Here is a 16,411-nt window from a genome sequence, read left to right as displayed (position 1 = left end):
TTACCGCCTCCCATATAAGGTGGTAAAGCTAAAAAAGCTGAGTGCGCTAAATACAGTTTTCATGGCTGCTAACATAGTCCGTCTGGATGGCTAAAGTCAACCCTGTGGGGTTAGCAACAGCTGATATTTTTTCTCACCCGGTAAAAAGGGCAACGCAACCTCATTTAACCAGTACTGATGATCGGCCCGGTAAAACGGTGACAACGGGTGGCCGGACTGGCCTGCCGGTATGGTCAGTATACCCAGCTGCTCCTGCCCCGGTGCGACGACCATGCGCTCTGACTGACCAAAGCCGGGCAACTGTACCCTGGGCATATGGCGGTCGCCGTTCATCGGCGTTGCCGGCATGTTCAGCCAGTCGCCTAATAGCGGAATGGCTGATGCCAGCGGATGCTGAATTCTGGCTTCGTTCAATGTGCCCCAGTTACTTTGCGCTAAGCTGCCATATTGTTGTTCCAGCTCCGTTTTGCTTTGCAGTACCGCAGCAAGCAATAACGCTGGCCAATCGGCAAAGCCTGGCGGCAAGGTGTCCGGGCGCCGATGTTGCAGCAACTGCCACATCGGCGCTTCCAGCGGGTATTTTAAATCCTGGCTGCGGGCGCCGTGCTGTTCCAGGTAAGCTGACAACGGTGCAAACTGCAATTGCAACAACTGCTGACGGAAGGCTCTGACCAGGCTGTAACCGACATCATCTGTTGCTGCGCGCTGCGTGCTACTGACGATAAACTGGCGGTAAGACTGTAACTGATGCTGCTCTACGGTGTCTGTATCCAGCACTTCCAGTAACAAATCACGCCAGCGCTGCAGCATCAGTGCCCGGTTATCCAGCTGTATCTGATGCAGGGCCTGCTCATCGGCATGTTTTAACGCATTCAGCCCCTGATGGATCTGCCAGCCCCGGGCGCCTAAATCATAACCGCCGTTACCAATCAGCTGATAGGCCTCACCACCAATCATTCTGGCATTCGCTGTCCATAAGCGGTCACTGCCGCTAAGCTGAGGTTGTTGCTGTGCGCTATGGTAACCAATCCAACCCTGGCTGCCATCACTCCAGTCCTGTGCTGTATCAAAGTCATCCAATTGGCGGTTGGGGATTGGCCCTATTATGCTCCAGCCAATATCACCGCGGCTATCGGCAACCAGCAGGTTCTGCGCAGGGACACCGACATCAGGTGCCAGCTGCAATGCCTGGTCAACCGTAAAGGTTTGTTCCAGCTGCATTAAACGGAAATTTACGGCAATATCGTCATATGCGACCCAGCGCAGCGCATAAAGCGGGCTATCACCAAACTGCACCACCGGGCCCCACTGGGTTTCTGTCAATTCAATGGTTTGGTCAGCCTGACCGGCAATTTTAATGGTCTCATACAGGTTTATCAGTGGTTTGTAGCCATCAGGAGTAAGGTAGCGCTTACCATCTTCGGATAATTTGAGCGCGACAAGATCATGCCAGTCGGCGGTACTGTTAGTGAAGCCCCAGGCTAAGGCACCATTTGAACCGGCAACAACGGCAGGTGTGCCAGGCAATGTCAGGCCGGTTACGGTGTGCATGTTGCCATTTTCACGCCAGTTAAGTTGGGCTTTATACCAGGTGCCCGGTACGCGGATGCCTAAATGCATATCGTCAGCCAGAATGGCACTGCCATGCGACGTTAAACTACCGGCAACGGCGAAGTTATTACTGCCGATATCGGCGCTGTCCATTAACAGACAGTTATTACAGGCCATGTCTGGTTGGCGCAATAGTGGCGGGTAGTCAGACTCTGGCAGATTAACCGGCTCAATCCGGCTACCATCGAGGGCAGCCTGCCAGATATCGGAATGCTGTTGTAAAAACTGATACCAGTCGCCCGGCAGTGCTTGTTTGAGTACCGTCATCGCGTAGTCGTCACGGCCAAGCCTGCTTTGCAGGTCAAGATACATCGAGTAGATAACTAAAAAGGAGTCTTCGTCTTGCCAGCCTGCCGGGTTCTGGCCCAGTAACAGATATTCAAACGGTTTAATCGACAGCGCCGCCAGGCCCTCATTAACCCCGAGGCGATAGTTTGAGAGCAACTGGCGTTGATTGTCCGGCAGCGCGGCTAATGCCTGACGGGCACGTTGGCGAAAGCGATGCGTCCGCAGTTTTTTATCTGCGTTCAACGCCCGCTCACCAAATAACTCCGCTAATTCGCCTGCGGCATTGCGCCTTAAAATATCCATTTGAAAAAAGCGTTCTTGTGCATGGGCAAAACCCAGCGCAAACGCTGCATCATTGCGGTTGGCAGCATGTACGCTCAGGTAGCCCAGCGCATCGCGCTCCAGCCGGGCTGTGTTATTTATACTGCTGGTAAGCGAGCCGTTATAATCCGGCAAACTGAGGTACAGCAGGGAATAAATTGCTGCAGCAGATAAGGTCAGCAGCAATATTAAGGCGCTAAGCAGCCATTTCCACCAATTCATCTTTGCTCTTCTCTGGTATAAAATCAAAAACTTAGCATAACGGAGACCAGACACAATGTCACAGAAAGTAAAAGTATGGGACTTCGCTGTCCGTTTTTTCCACTGGAGCCAGGTCTTGTTGATCGCAGCATTGTGGTACACCGGTGAAGAAGGCCTGATGGCCCAGCATCAGTTGCTGGCCTATACCTTAGCTGCGCTGGTTGTTGCCCGTCTTATTTGGGGAGTTATTGGCAGTGACAGCGCCCGCTTTAGCCGCTTTGCTGCAACACCGCTTGCCGCCATACATTATTTACGGCGCCCGGTTGCAGTGGCCGGTCACAATCCGGCGTCGTTTTATATGATAGTGTTACTGCTGATTCTGGTTGGCGTTCAGTTACTGACAGGCCTTGCTACTTTTGACAATAGTTACCTCAGCGACGGCCCGCTGGTAAGCATGTTGCCCGGTAGCTGGGTTGAAATAGCGTCTGATATTCACAGCATTAATATTAATATTCTGCTGGCCGCCATTGCTGTACACGTTGTCGCGGCGCTTTGGCACAGTGCACGGCTGCATAATGTGCTGACAGTGATGATAACCGGCAAGGATACTGTTACATCACAGCAAAAACCGCAGCTTCGCAACAGCAGCGTATTCTTTATTGTGTTTGCCGTTGTACTGGCTGTATTACTGTGGTGGCAGGGCGGGGCATTATTGGCGCTGCTTTGAGTAGCAGCACCGGAAATTAAAAACTTAGTTTTTATAATCGTCGTGGCAGGCTTTGCAGTTACGGGCGAAGGTACCAAAGGCTTTACGCAGAGCCGCCTGATCGCCGCTGTCTGCTGCCAATTGTAATGCTTTTGCATCCGCCGCCAGTTTTTCGCCGAGGCTGTTAAAATCCTGCAGGTTCTGCCATATTGCAGCCTTAGCATCACCGCCACCCTGTTCTGCGCCAGGTACACTAAACGCTTCCCACGGCAGGGTGGTTAAGGTGGCTAGCGCGGTCGCGCGTTTGCTGGCGCGCTGAGCGTCGTAGCTTACGTCACCTTTTAACATGTCTGAGATATCAGCCATGTTATGACGGATCATCTGAAAAGCAGCCTGGCGGTAAGTAACACTGTCTTTGGCGTCAGTAAAGGCGCTGCCGGCATAAGCAGCAGATGTCAGTGACAGTAATAAAGCGGCTAGCAGGGGTTTTTTCATTGTATCGTTCTCTTTTGATGAATTTACATGCAATAATGATGAAGTCGTATCTTAACAGAAAGCGATATCTTGCCAATAATCATATAGTTTTAGTAATCAGGCAGAGTGAGTGAAGGACGTTAATTTAGTTAAACCACAAGGCATGGATTCGCTGGGGCGCAAGTTCGCACTGGTGGTTTTTCTGGCTATTGTCATTGCCGGCTTTACCGTTGGTTATGTGGTATTGAGCCTGCAGGAAAGCATTACGCTGGAGCAGCAACAACAGGTGATTAAGCAGCAGGCTGCACGTTATGCCAGGCAGCTGGACCACGATGTTTTGCAAAAAGAGCAAAAAGCGATATCAGCTAATCAGGTGGTGGCCCGCTCGCTTGGCCTACAGCGTCTGAACAGTAATAAAAGTCTGACTGCGTTGGCTGATGGCAGTATCCGTGTGCAGGATGATTTTTCCGGCGCCTTTGTTGCAGCGGGCGCTTACACAGGGCGAACAGCTGCCATGTTTGAGCGTACAGCACTGATTTGGCAGCAGTTATCGCCACTGATGCTGCATGATTTCTTCAATTTCTACTTTATTGCCAAAGAGCAGTTTATCCGTATTTCGCCGGCTGATTGGGCAATGCAGGTAGAAGTATCGCATGATTTTCACAAAGATTTGTTTTATCAGATAGCGACGCCGGGACAAAACCCGGCCCGCCAACCGCGCTGGACGCCGGTATATTATGATGATATCTGGCAGAAATGGATGACCAGCCTGATTATTCCTGTGTATGTCAATGATGAGTTTATTGGCGTAACCGGCTCAGATTATATCCTTGATGACATTCTGCAAAAGCTGCCAATGGCCGATAGTGTGCTGCAGGGCAGTGCATTTTTATTTGATGATCAAGGCATAGTGTTCAGCGCCCAGCAGCAAAAGCTGGCTGACAATCCTGCCATGAATACACTGTACGCCGGAGTTAAGCCTGGTAATGCAGTACTGCAACAATACGCCACTGCTGTAGCAACACAAAATTATTCCACCAAAGTGCCTGACACAATGGTGGCTGATTACCTCATTTCGTCAGCGCCAGTCAGTCGTCTTAGCTGGCACGTCGCAGTATACTCAGAGAAAGCCAGAGTACTGGCGGCACTGGACGAGTTTCGTAGCAAGCTGCTGGTGACATCTTTGCTGGTAGCTTTACTTGTCGCGTTGATGTTGCAACTGGTGATATATCACTTTGTGTTGAAGCGGTTAAACCGGCTTTCAGCCGCAATAAATCGTCTGTCCCGGGGCGATTTGCAGCATGTTTTGCTGGACAATAAGCAAGATGAAATAGGGTTGCTGAATCAGGCGTTTGGCCGCATGTCAGAGGAAATATCTGATTTAGTCAGTGGTCTGAACGAACGGATTGAAGAAAAGGAAGCCGCAGAGCGTTCAGCCCGTAAGCTTAGTAAAGCGGTATCTTTTTCCAGCTCTGGCATTGTTCTGACCGATCAGTTTCTGAACATTGAGTATATCAATCCGTTTTTGATCGAAATGCTAGGTGGCACTGACGATCATCTGCGCCAGCCGCTAAACAACTTGTTTGCTGAAGAGATGCATCATGTTGGCGAAGAGATTGTACAAACGCTGGCCGAACGGCATCACTGGCGGGGAGATATGCTGCTGCAGCATAAGCAACGTCAGTTGTGGGTATCGCTGGCGATTGCGCCGATCCGTGATGATAAAGGCGGCATAACCAATTACGTTTGTGCTATGCAGGACATTTCTTTTATTAAGCAAAGCCAGAAAAAAATGGAGCAACTGGCGTATTACGATGTGCTGACCGGCTTGGCCAACCGCAGCTATTTTCGTGACCAGCTGCGAAAAGCCATTGCGATGTCGCATCGTGGTTATTACAACTTTGCATTGCTGTACTTCGATCTGGATGAATTTAAACGCATCAACGATACACTGGGGCACGACGCCGGCGACGAACTGCTAAAAGAAATATCCAAACGTCTGATCAGTCGACTGCGTGAGGAAGATACGATAGCGCGTCTGGGCGGCGACGAGTTTGCCGTTATTCTCAGCGGCATTAAAGATCGCTCACAGGCATCGGCTATTGCTGCCAATTTGCAGCAGGCGTTCGCGGCGCCGGTGAAGCTGGGTAATCAGGAAGTATCGATAAGTGCCAGTATCGGCATTACCGTTGCGCCTGAGGATGCATCAGAAGAAGAATTGCTGTTAAAGCATGCTGATTTGGCGATGTATGAAGCCAAAGCCCGGGGTAAAAATACCTTCCACTTCTTCAGCCCGGATTTGAACGAAGCAGCCAATGAGCGTTTGTTGATTGAAAACCAACTGCGTGAGGCTATCCGTGAGCATCAGTTTTTACTTTACTACCAGCCAAAAATTGATATTCGCGATAATACCATCATCGGCTACGAAACCCTGTTGCGCTGGTTACGACCAGACAATACGCTGGTGCCACCGCTGCGCTTTATTTCTGTGGCAGAAAGCACGGGTTTAATCGTACAGATTGGCGAATGGATCATCTGGGAAGCCTGCCGCTTTTTATCGCGTCAGCACAGCCGGGGGTATAACGTATCGTTATCAATTAATTTGTCTGTACGGCAGTTTAACGATGATAACTTGCCGGAAATTGTTGCCAGGATTCTGCAACGAACCGGCGCCGATCCAGCCAGTGTTATTTTCGAAATTACCGAAAGTATGCTGATGGGAGACACCGATGCGGCTATTAACCAGTTAAATCAGTTAAAGCGTCTGGGTGTGTCTTTATCTATCGACGACTTTGGTACAGGCTATTCTTCGCTTAGTTATTTAAAGCGTTTTCCGGTAGACGAGCTGAAAATAGATCGCTCGTTCGTCAAAGATATCCCGGATGATCGTAACGACATGGATATTGTTGCTGCGATTATTGCTATGGCACAGAAGATGAATCTGCGTGTGGTGGCTGAAGGGGTGGAAACTGCCGAACAGGTTGAATTCTTAAGAAAAAATGCTTGCTACCAGGTTCAGGGGTATTACTTCAGTATGCCACTGGCTGAGCAAGAGCTTAGCCGCCTGAACTATGTAATTAACAGTTAATTCTTAATTCAGGAACATGTTATGACCTCAGAGCGTTTGTCGCTGCTAAGCGCTGCGCTGCTGGCTACTTTTGCCGGCAGCAGTCACGCCGATCAGACCACACCGATACAAGGCATTATTGATAAAACCCCCAATCTGGTCGCCCTGACCGGTGCAACCGTCTATACCGAGCCAGGTAAAAAGCTGGAAAAAGCAACGGTATTGATTGCGGATGGTCGTATCAGTGCTGTGGGCACCAAAGTCACCGTGCCGGCGGGCTACCAGCAGATTGATGCCAGCCGCTATACCTTGTATCCCGGCTTTATTGACCCCTATACGCAGTATGGTATCGCTGCGGCAGAGAAAGCCAAGCGCGGCAGCTATCGCGATGCGCCGGTGTATACTAATGAGCGCAAAGGCGGCAACGCCAGTAATGCGGCTATTCACGCCGAAAAAGATTGGGTAACGGAATTTGAACCAGATGCCAAAGCGGCTGAGCAACTGCGTAAGCTGGGTTTTACTGCAGCGCAATCGGCCCGTTTTGATGGCATCTTTCGTGGTCAGGCATTTGTTAGCTCGTTAGGCGATGGCCTGGCAAATGAACTGGTGTTAAAAGCCAGTGGCCCGCAATTTATGGCCTTTGATAAAGGCACGTCAAAACAAAGTTACCCTTCATCACTGATGGGTAGCATAGCACTTATCCGCCAGACCTTAAGTGACGCCAACTGGTATAACAATGCCTATGGTAAAACAGATGTGCGCTATTTCAACGAACCGGTTGAGTTTAATGCCGCTCTTGCGAGCATTACTGACATTGCACAAGCCGGCGTCGTGTTTGAAACCAACGACGATCGCTCTTTACTGCGCGCTAATCAGTTATTTAATGAGTTTAAGTTAAACAATGTGGCTATGGTGGGTTCGGGCTATGAATACGTGCGTCTTGCCGATATTAAAGCCAGTGGCCGTAGCCTTATCCTGCCGCTGAATTTTCCTGCTGCGCCTGAAGTCGAGCAAGTTGCTGACCAACTGGATGTCAGTCTGGCTGATTTACGTCACTGGGAGCGTGCACCGGCCAATGCTGCAGCACTGGAGCAGGCGGGCGTGCCTTTTGCGCTGACAACTTACCGCTTAAAAGAGTTAAAGCAGTTCTGGCCTAATTTACGTAAAGCGGTAAAACAAGGCTTAACTGCAGATAAGGCGTTGGCAGCACTGACCACAGAGCCGGCACGTATAGCCGGTGTTGCTGATAAGCTGGGCAAAATTGCACCGGGCTACCAGGCTGATATCGTACTGGCAGATGGCGACTTATTTGCCGATGGCAGCATAGTTGCTACCTGGATCCGCGGTCAGCAACATAATGTTGAAACAGTCAATCCGGTTGAGTTTGCCGGTGATTATCAGCTGACTGTGGCCGGTAAAGCTATTACCGTAAGCCTGACTGGAGCAGGCGATAAATTATCCGGCACCGCTACAGCAGTTGATGCAGAAGCAGTGAAACTGACCGATGTGAAAACACAGCAGCAGCAACTGCAGTTCAACCTGGCGCTCAAAACGTTAACCGGTAGTGCGCAGGTTGCCCAGTTTAGTGGTCGGTTAAGTGACGACGTATTAACCGGTAAGTGGCAGGTCGCGACCCGCGCTGAAAGCGTCAGTGCCAAACGGCAAACTGCCGGACAGAGCAAATCTCAGCAAGCGAAAAAGCCACAGAGTACACCTGGTACTATGCTGTCAAAAATGACTTTCCCTAACCGGGCCTATGGCTTGCCTGAGCTGGCTAAACAGCAGAATGTGCATATTAAAAATGCAACCGTCTGGACGGCAGAGCAGGACGGCATACTGGAGCAGACAGATGTTATTGTCCGTAACGGTAAGTTTGACAAAATTGGCAAAAACCTTAGCACACCATCAGGTTTTGCGGTAATTGACGCAACAGGAATGCATTTAACACCCGGCATTATCGATGAGCACTCGCATGTCGCTATTGAAGCCGGCGTCAACGAAGGTACTGCGGCGGTAACATCTGAAGTCCGGATTGGCGATGTGATTAACCCTGAGGATATTAATCTGTATCGCGGCCTGGCAGGTGGTACCACCACAGCGCAGTTGCTGCATGGCAGTGCCAATCCTATTGGCGGTCAGGCTCAGGTTATTCAGTTCCGCTGGGGCGAGACGGCTGAGGGCTTAAAAATGAAGTCGGCACCGCCAAGCATAAAGTTTGCGTTAGGTGAAAACGTTAAGCAATCTAACTGGGGTGATGCCTTTACGTCCCGCTATCCGCAAACCCGTATTGGTGTTGAAACAACTATCCGTGACGCCTTTCAGGCGGCAAAAGAGTATAAAACCAAATTAGCGGCCTATAACAAGCTGTCAAAGCGTCAGCGTGAAGATGTTGCACCACCACGCATTGATTATCGCCTGCAGGCACTGGTTGAAATTCTGGATAAACAGCGCTTTATTCACACACACTCTTACGTTGCTTCTGAAATTCTGATGCTGATTGAACTGGCAGATGAAATGGGTTTTAACATTACCACCTTTACCCACATTCTTGAGGGCTATAAAACCTCAAAAGAAATGCTGGCGCATGGTGCCAGTGCCTCGACTTTTGCTGACTGGTGGGCATACAAAATGGAAGTGCAGGACGCCATACCGACCAACGCTTGCCTGATGGCAGAACAAGGTATGTTGGTCAGTATTAACTCGGATGACGCCGGCTTGCAGCGCAGGCTGAATCAGGAAGCGGCAAAATCGGTAATGTACTGCGGTATGAGCCAGCATGACTCACTGAAAATGGTCACCATTAACCCGGCTAAACAGCTGAAAATAGATAGCGTGACCGGGTCAATCAAAGTGGGTAAGCAGGCCGATTTTGTGCTGTGGAATACCAACCCGTTATCGGTGTACAGCCAGGCGCAACAAACCTGGATTGGCGGTACCAAGTATTTTGATATCGACACCGATAAGCAATTGCAGCAGCAGCTTGAAGCTGAAAGAGCGGCATTAATTCAAAAAGTGCTGATGGCAGATGACGACGCTAAAGCCGGTGATAAAGATGGCTACAAGCAGGATGAGCCCGAGTGGCACTGTGAAGATCAGGGCGATTGGTGGCAAATCAGCAACCATTTACACCTTCACGGCCATTCACATTAAGGAGCAACAGCATGAAACTATCTAAAACCTGTTTAAGTTTGTTTGTTGCGCTGACTGGCAGTCTGGCTGCAGGCCAGGTACTGGCTCATGATATAGTGCCGGGCAAAGCAGCTGCCACTCCAGTGCTGCTGACTGGCCTGACTGTACACAGCGTTACTTCGGGCGTTAGCACCGACACTGATGTTTTGATTGCTGATGGCAAAATTAAGGCGATCGGCAAAGACTTAACAGCGCCAGAAGATGCAACAGTAATGGCGCTTGATGGCAAACACCTGTACCCAGGGTTAATTGCACTGGCTAACCAGTTAGGCTTAATCGAGATTGAAGCCGTGCGTTCAACCGATGACTCTACCGAGGTTACCCAGACCAACCCTGACATCAGAGCCAAAGTTGCTTATAACGCTGACTCTGAGGTGATACCCACTATCCGCAGCAACGGCTTTGCCTATGCGATGGTGTATCCGTCAGGCAGCATGCTGATGGGGCAATCCAGTCTGATGCAGCTGGACGCCTGGAATTACCAGGATGCAGTAGTGGCTGATGCTACCGGCCTGCACGTGCGTTGGCCCAATGCCAGTACGCTTGGCTCGCGCTGGAACCCTAAGCCGGCTGATGAGGTGCGTAAAGCTAATGCAGAACAGCTTGAAGCGCTGCAGCAACATTTTAAAGATGCTAAAGCTTATTATGACGCCGAGCAAGCCGGGTTAAACCACGGTGTAGACTCGCGCTGGCACCAGATGTTACCGGTGTTTAAAGGTGAGCGGCCACTGTTTGTGCATGCTGATGATGAGCGGCAAATTCGCCAGGCTATGTTGCTGGCTAAGCAGTATGGTCTGAAACTGACAATTGTCGGTGGCCGTGATAGCTGGCGCATGGCAGATGAGCTTGCTGCTGCTAAGGTCGCAGTGATTTATACCGCGCCTTATGGCTTGCCAACCAGGGTAGATGAAAATTTCCGTCAGGCGTTTATTACCCCTAAAGTATTGCAGGATGCAGGTGTACAGTATGCCTTGTCATTGGATGGCTACTGGGATACGCGAAACCTGGTGTTTGCCGCAGGGCAGGCGATTAGTTACGGCTTAACCCCGGAGCAGGCGTTACGTTCTGTTACCATTAATGCTGCGCAAATTGCCGGTGTTGCCGATACAATTGGCAGTATTGAGGTAGGCAAAGCGGCCAGCCTGGTTGTATCAGACGGCGATATTTTTGATTATCTGGGCCACAAGGTTACCCATTTGTGGATAGATGGCAGGGCGGTAGATCTGAACAATCGTCATAAGCAATTGCATGATAAGTACCGGCAGCGTATCAACTGATATGTCACCGGATAAGTAATGTCAGTGCCAGCCTTTGCTGGCACTGCTGTTTTAAGGAAATAAGATGAAATTCAAACTGATCGTTGCGGCACTGGCATTCAGTGCCGTTACCGGTTGCGTCAGCAGTACAGCGCCAAAATCGGCTGCTGTGCAGCCTGCAGCCAGTGCTAAAGCCATAGAAGCTCATATGCAGTTTCTGGCCTCTGACGAGTTAGCTGGCCGCGAAACCGGCAGTAAAGAGCATGAAATTGCGTCGTTATATATAGCAACGCAGTTACAGGCATTAGGTTTGTTGCCTGCGGGTGAAAACGGCAGTTACTTTCAGCGCGTGCCGCTGCGCAAAGCGCGTTTAGCACAGGATAGCGCCCGCTTCACGCTGCATGTTGATGGTAAAGACACTGAACTCCGTTACCCGAAAGCGTTCTTTACCGGCCCAAGCATGCAATACCCGCAAACAGATGTTACCGCGCCGCTGGTGTTTGCCGGTTATGGTTTGGTATCGAAAGAGTTTGCGCTGGATGATTATGCTGGCCTGGATGTGAAAGGCAAAATAGTGGTGTTGCTGGCAGGTCGCCCTGATAGTTTGCCAAGTGAAGAAGCGGCGCACTTAAACAGTCTGAAAACCAAGCTGGCCGCTGAACGTGGCGCTGTAGGCATTATTACCATACACACACCTAAACAGGAAAAAACGCGGCCGTACGCCACCAGCTTATTGTATTTAAATGCCCCCAGCATGGAGTGGCTGCAGGCAGACGGCACACCGGCAGACAGTTACCCCGATTTAAAAGCCGGTGCTTATGTGCACCCTGATGCTGCAGCAGCCCTGTTTACTAAGGCAGAGCACTCGCTGGCGGATATCTTTACCCAACTGGATAATAAACAGAACCCTGCCGGGTTTGAACTGGGCGTAACCGCATCGCTAAGCCGGCGCTCAACGCACGAGCCAATTTCCAGCCCTAATGTTATTGCCATGCTGCCGGGCTCTGATCCGGTGTTGAAAGACGAGTATGTGGTGATCACTGCGCACTCTGATCACATCGGCCTGGCCAATGATTTACGTACCGACGATAAGATTAACAACGGCGCTATGGATAATGCTGCCGGTGTGTCGATTTTACTCGAGACTGCACGGCTATTCAGCCAGTTACCACAGGCACCAAAGCGTTCTATTTTATTTGTGGTGGTAACAGGCGAAGAAAAAGGCCTGTTGGGCGCAGATTATTTCGCTAACAACCCAACAAAGCCAATCGAGAAGCTGGTCGCTAACGTGAATCTGGATATGCCGGTACTGTTGTATCCGTTTGCTGATATGGTTGCTTTTGGTGCTAATCATTCGTCACTTGGCAAAGTGGTAGAGCGCGCCGCAGCGAAAGAAGGCATAGCGCTAAGCCCGGATCCAATGCCGGAGCAGGCTATTTTTACCCGCTCAGATCACTATACGCTGGTGAAAAAAGGCGTGCCGGCGGTGTTTTTAATGACCGGCTTTAAATCACAGGACCCATCGCAAGATGGTGGCAAAATCTGGGGCAGCTTTTTTGCCAAACATTACCATAAACCATCGGATGATATTCCCAGCCTGATTAAAGATTACGGTGCTATCCGTTACGATGCTGGCGCTGTGTTTGCCAATATTAATTACAATATTGCACTGGACATTGCTAACACCGGGCAGCGGCCTTACTGGTTAAAACAAAGCTTCTTTAACGGGGTTTTTGGCAAGCCGTATAATCGCGAAGCTGCAAATTAATTAATAACATAAGGCTCTTCGACATCGAACCGGTTTGCTCACGCTAACACGCCGTAAACCCATCCCTGGGGGCTCGTTTGCGCCCGTCCAGGGCTTCAACGGTTAGCTTAGAACAAACCGGTTCTCTTTCAGTCATACTGAGCGTCAACTTGTTAACCACCGGCCCATTTAGTTTTATAACCTTCGGCTTGCAGCAGTTGTTCTACCAGCTCGCGTTTATCCCCCTGTATTTCAATCACGCCATCCTTTACTGCACCGCCACAGGCACATTTCTTTTTCAGCTTGGCGGCCAGTGCGGCTAACTCATCGTCGGGTTTGGCAATACCGCTTATCGTCAGCACAGCCTTACCGCCGCGACCTTTGGTTTCGCGCCGAATACGTACAGCGCCGTCGGCATAAGCTTCAGCAACGGCTTTTACCTGCGGTTTATTGTCTATACGGCCAGACTCAGTGCTGTAAACCAGATTGTCGCCGGTTGGTGCTGCAGCGCTGGCGTTCGGGTTCATTTTTGCCTGCCAGTCTGCGAGTGAGATTTTGTTTGATGCCATAACCCTATCAGTAGTGCTTGCTTTACAATGTTGTCAGCTTAAACATCCACAGCCAGAGCGGCAACAATTTCTGTTTGTAATGCAGTGCTGGCTTGGCTTTTTAATCACTTCTGATAGAATGTTGCTCAATTTTGGAAATCTGGATGGCTATTTAAATGTCAGTTACGTTGTCAGTATCCGATTATCTTCATCACTCTGGTTTAGCGCTGCAGCTTGGTGATATCAGCGCCAAAGTTTCGCAGTTTCAGGCGCAACTGCAGCAGTTTGTCTCTGAACAGAGCGCATCAGACGTAAAATGGCAGTATCAGGTGCCGGAGCTTGGCGAAGGTGGCGCCTGTTCGCTATTCGGTCAGTTAGCTGATGAGCCTTATGATCTGAGTGCGATACTGGGCGGGCAGACAGCTGATAATGAGAAGGCGCTGCAAAAGCTTAGTGCTGTAGCAGCATTTTATCAGCAGCACTCTGCGCTTGATTGGTTTGGTATTTATCAGGCACGCAGCAATGTGGCGGGTGAAAAGGTATTAGTTAAACTGGCATATTATGGCGCAGCATCGCGCGCCGAGTTTCCGCTTAACAGCGAGTTTGCCAAAATCAGTAATAACAGTACAGTTGGTTTAACCGGCAAAGCTAAAGTCATTAATGATGTCGCCGCTTATCTGGGTACCGGTGGCGAATATTACACCTGCGATCCCAAGGTACAGGCCGAAGCGTGTTTGCCTCTGTATAATCAATCAGGCAAAATAATCGGCATTGTCGATGCAGAAGATTTCAATAAGAACGTTTTTACTGCTGATGCGATGGCATTACTGGTCGCGGTATGTTTAACCGTACCGGCTTATTTGCCTTAAGCGCAGTTTTTCATGCAACTTTAATCAGGTAGAACACTATGTTTGCTCAGTTACAACCGGTGGCCACAGATCCGATCTTAGGCTTAATGGCAGCGTACAAAGACGATCCTAACCCAAACAAGGTCGATCTCGGTGTTGGTGTTTATAAAGATGAGCAAGGCCACACCGCAGTATTGAAATGCGTGAAAGAAGCTGAAGCGCTGCGGCTGAAAAATGAAGACAGTAAAACCTACATTGGTATGGCGGGCGATTTGGGTTTCAACAGCCATATCGAGAAGCTGGCGTTTGGTCAGGGCCACAAAGTATTGCTGGCTAACCGCGTTACGACTGCACATACCCCCGGTGGTACAGGGGCGCTGCGTGTAGCGGCCGAGTTTATTAAGAAAGCTAACCCTAATGCGACTATTTGGGTAACCAGCCCAACCTGGGCTAACCATATTTCCATGTTTAAAGCCGCTGGTCTGAATGTCAAAGAGTACACTTACTACGACTACAGCACCAAAGGCCTGAATGAAGAAGGCATGTTTGCAGACCTGGCTACGGTACCTGCAGGCGACGTAGTATTAGTACATGCCTGCTGCCACAATCCAAGCGGCATGGATTTAACCTTTGCCCAGTGGCAGCGTTTTGCTGAACTTGCGAAAGAGCGTGGTTTCACGCCGTTGGTCGATATGGCCTATCAGGGGTTCGGTAGCGGGCTGGATGAGGATGCCAGGGGCTTGCGTTATTTGGCTGATACTGTTGAAGAGATGCTGTTATGCAGCTCTTGTTCAAAGAACTTTGGCTTATACCGTGAGCGTATCGGTGCGGTGTCTGTGGTTTCGGCTGACAGTAAAATCAGCGATATCTCCCGGGTCAATCTGTTAAGCGTGGTACGGAGCATCTATTCAATGCCACCGGCACACGGTGCGATTATCGTTGCCAATATTCTCGATAGCACAGAGCTTACGGCGTTATGGCATCAGGAACTTGCAGAGATGCGTAATCGTATCAACAACTACCGGCAGTTAATTATCGACAAACTGGCTGGCGAAGGTGTAACGCAGGATTTCAGCTTCATCACGCGCCAGCACGGTATGTTCAGCTTCCTGGGCATCAATAAAGAACAAATTGCCCGTCTGCGTAACGAGTTCAGTATTTATATGGTCGATTCCAGCCGCGTCAGCATTGCCGGGTTAAACCATAGCAATATTGATTACTTTGCCAGGTCAGTGGCAACAGTATTAAAAGGCTAAGCTGAATAAGTTAGCGAAACCGCAGCCTGCTGCGGTTTTTTTATGCCTGCAAGAAGTGACGTATTGCCAGTGCGACTGCCTCTGGTTGCGTCATATGGCAGTGATGTCCACCTTTAACGTTTACCCGCCGCAGATTGGCAAAACAGCCCGCAACTTGTAACGCTCGCTCAGTTAACATTCCGTCTTCTGCTATTACCGCCAGTACAGGGCACTGCACTGCACGCATCAATGTTTCTGCCTGGGCTGGAGATAAGCGGTATACCGAGCTATGGCGCAGGCGCATATCAGCACGCCAGGTCCACCCTGCAGCAGTTTGCATGGTGCCGCGCTGTGCCAGCAGTATGGCTTCACTGATACCAAAATCGCTTTGGCGTTGTCTCGCCGCCGCCGCATCTGTTACTGAGCTGTAGCAGGGCTTGCGCGATGCCGGCTTTAGCCGGGAGCTAATACCATCTCTGAGTTGTTTTGCTGTGTTTGAGGGAACATCAGTGATAAAGCCTAAGCTGTCAATTAATACCAGACGCTCAACCAGCTCAGGGAAGGCCGCGGCAAGTGCCGTCGCCACCATGCCTCCCATCGAATGGCCGATGATGGTGAGTTGTTGCCAGTGTTGCTGATGGCACAATGCAACCAAGTCCTGTACCCAGTCAAAGAAATAGTAGTGTGCATCTGTACCCCGGTGTGAAGAATGGCCATGCCCCGGAAACTCCAGTGCCAATAACGGCAGATCCGGTAGTCTCTCTGCCAGAGGGATAAAGCTTGCAGCATTATCCAGCCAGCCATGCAGACATAATACGGGCTTAGTACTTAGCGGCAAAGGCTGTTGACTTAGTGCTGCCAATTGCAATTGGGCAACGGAAAAACTAACGGGATAATGCATGCAATGGCTTGGTTGTTTG

11 protein-coding genes are annotated in these 16,411 nt (G+C 50.2%); 7 read left to right on the top strand and 4 right to left on the bottom strand.

Going from position 1 to position 16,411, the window contains the following annotated elements; genetic code table 11:
• Window positions 1–96 precede the first annotated feature (96 nt).
• Window positions 97–2,442 carry a penicillin acylase family protein gene (locus AC5SV9_RS04260; protein ID WP_475152997.1) on the bottom strand — a complete coding sequence of 782 codons (2,346 nt, stop codon included), beginning with the start codon at window positions 2,440–2,442 and terminating at the stop codon, window positions 97–99.
• Between the two features lie 55 nt (window positions 2,443–2,497).
• On the opposite strand from AC5SV9_RS04260, the gene AC5SV9_RS04255 reads away from it, so the two are divergent.
• Entirely contained in the window at window positions 2,498–3,148 is a 651-nt protein-coding gene (locus AC5SV9_RS04255; protein WP_475152999.1) for a cytochrome b/b6 domain-containing protein, read from the top strand.
• 24 nt (window positions 3,149–3,172) lie between these two features.
• Here AC5SV9_RS04255 and AC5SV9_RS04250 read toward each other — a convergent pair whose 3' ends face one another.
• Complete coding sequence (locus AC5SV9_RS04250; protein ID WP_475153000.1) at window positions 3,173–3,622, bottom strand: c-type cytochrome; 450 nt, start codon at window positions 3,620–3,622, stop codon at window positions 3,173–3,175.
• A 109-nt stretch (window positions 3,623–3,731) separates the two neighbouring features.
• Here AC5SV9_RS04250 and AC5SV9_RS04245 point away from each other — a divergent pair, with 109 nt between their 5' ends.
• From AC5SV9_RS04245 to AC5SV9_RS04230, 4 genes are all read left to right on the top strand, one after another.
• Window positions 3,732–6,689 carry a bifunctional diguanylate cyclase/phosphodiesterase gene (locus AC5SV9_RS04245; protein WP_475153002.1) on the top strand — a complete coding sequence of 986 codons (2,958 nt, stop codon included), beginning with the start codon at window positions 3,732–3,734 and terminating at the stop codon, window positions 6,687–6,689.
• A gap of 21 nt (window positions 6,690–6,710) precedes the next feature.
• A complete protein-coding gene (locus AC5SV9_RS04240) occupies window positions 6,711–9,818 on the top strand; it encodes an amidohydrolase family protein (RefSeq protein ID WP_475153003.1) in 3,108 nt (1,035 codons plus the stop codon).
• A gap of 11 nt (window positions 9,819–9,829) precedes the next feature.
• Complete coding sequence (locus AC5SV9_RS04235) at window positions 9,830–11,134, top strand: amidohydrolase family protein (RefSeq protein ID WP_475153005.1); 1,305 nt, start codon at window positions 9,830–9,832, stop codon at window positions 11,132–11,134.
• Between the two features lie 64 nt (window positions 11,135–11,198).
• Window positions 11,199–12,881, top strand: coding sequence for a M28 family metallopeptidase (locus AC5SV9_RS04230; protein ID WP_475153007.1), 1,683 nt, complete (start codon window positions 11,199–11,201; stop codon window positions 12,879–12,881).
• A 152-nt stretch (window positions 12,882–13,033) separates the two neighbouring features.
• Here the strand turns inward: AC5SV9_RS04230 and yciH are convergent, their stop codons facing one another.
• Entirely contained in the window at window positions 13,034–13,429 is a 396-nt protein-coding gene (gene yciH, locus AC5SV9_RS04225; protein WP_475153008.1) for a stress response translation initiation inhibitor YciH, read from the bottom strand.
• A gap of 155 nt (window positions 13,430–13,584) precedes the next feature.
• Between yciH and AC5SV9_RS04220 the strand changes: the two genes are divergently transcribed.
• Together AC5SV9_RS04220 and AC5SV9_RS04215 are read left to right on the top strand one after the other, a co-directional pair.
• Window positions 13,585–14,277, top strand: a complete 693-nt coding sequence (locus AC5SV9_RS04220) for a GAF domain-containing protein (protein ID WP_475153009.1) — start codon at window positions 13,585–13,587, stop codon at window positions 14,275–14,277.
• Between the two features lie 38 nt (window positions 14,278–14,315).
• On the top strand, window positions 14,316–15,512 hold the full coding sequence (locus tag AC5SV9_RS04215; RefSeq protein WP_475153011.1) for an amino acid aminotransferase: 1,197 nt from the start codon (window positions 14,316–14,318) through the stop codon (window positions 15,510–15,512).
• 40 nt (window positions 15,513–15,552) lie between these two features.
• Here AC5SV9_RS04215 and AC5SV9_RS04210 read toward each other — a convergent pair whose 3' ends face one another.
• Window positions 15,553–16,392, bottom strand: coding sequence for an alpha/beta fold hydrolase (locus tag AC5SV9_RS04210; protein ID WP_475153012.1), 840 nt, complete (start codon window positions 16,390–16,392; stop codon window positions 15,553–15,555).
• Window positions 16,393–16,411 lie beyond the last annotated feature (19 nt).

The organism is Rheinheimera sp. ATLC3, from assembly GCF_059429535.1.
This window is presented reverse-complemented; position numbering and strand designations above follow the sequence as displayed.

Excerpts from the sequence above, each read along its gene's own strand:
- AC5SV9_RS04260 (WP_475152997.1), bottom strand. The coding sequence starts at position 2,442 with ATGAATTGGTGGAAATGGCTGCTTAGCGCCTTAATATTGCTGCTGACC.
- AC5SV9_RS04255 (WP_475152999.1), top strand. The coding sequence starts at position 2,498 with ATGTCACAGAAAGTAAAAGTATGGGACTTCGCTGTCCGTTTTTTCCAC.
- AC5SV9_RS04250 (WP_475153000.1), bottom strand. The coding sequence starts at position 3,622 with ATGAAAAAACCCCTGCTAGCCGCTTTATTACTGTCACTGACATCTGCT.
- AC5SV9_RS04240 (WP_475153003.1), top strand. The coding sequence starts at position 6,711 with ATGACCTCAGAGCGTTTGTCGCTGCTAAGCGCTGCGCTGCTGGCTACT.
- AC5SV9_RS04235 (WP_475153005.1), top strand. The coding sequence starts at position 9,830 with ATGAAACTATCTAAAACCTGTTTAAGTTTGTTTGTTGCGCTGACTGGC.
- AC5SV9_RS04230 (WP_475153007.1), top strand. The coding sequence starts at position 11,199 with ATGAAATTCAAACTGATCGTTGCGGCACTGGCATTCAGTGCCGTTACC.
- yciH (WP_475153008.1), bottom strand. The coding sequence starts at position 13,429 with ATGGCATCAAACAAAATCTCACTCGCAGACTGGCAGGCAAAAATGAAC.
- AC5SV9_RS04220 (WP_475153009.1), top strand. The coding sequence starts at position 13,585 with ATGTCAGTTACGTTGTCAGTATCCGATTATCTTCATCACTCTGGTTTA.
- AC5SV9_RS04215 (WP_475153011.1), top strand. The coding sequence starts at position 14,316 with ATGTTTGCTCAGTTACAACCGGTGGCCACAGATCCGATCTTAGGCTTA.
- AC5SV9_RS04210 (WP_475153012.1), bottom strand. The coding sequence starts at position 16,392 with ATGCATTATCCCGTTAGTTTTTCCGTTGCCCAATTGCAATTGGCAGCA.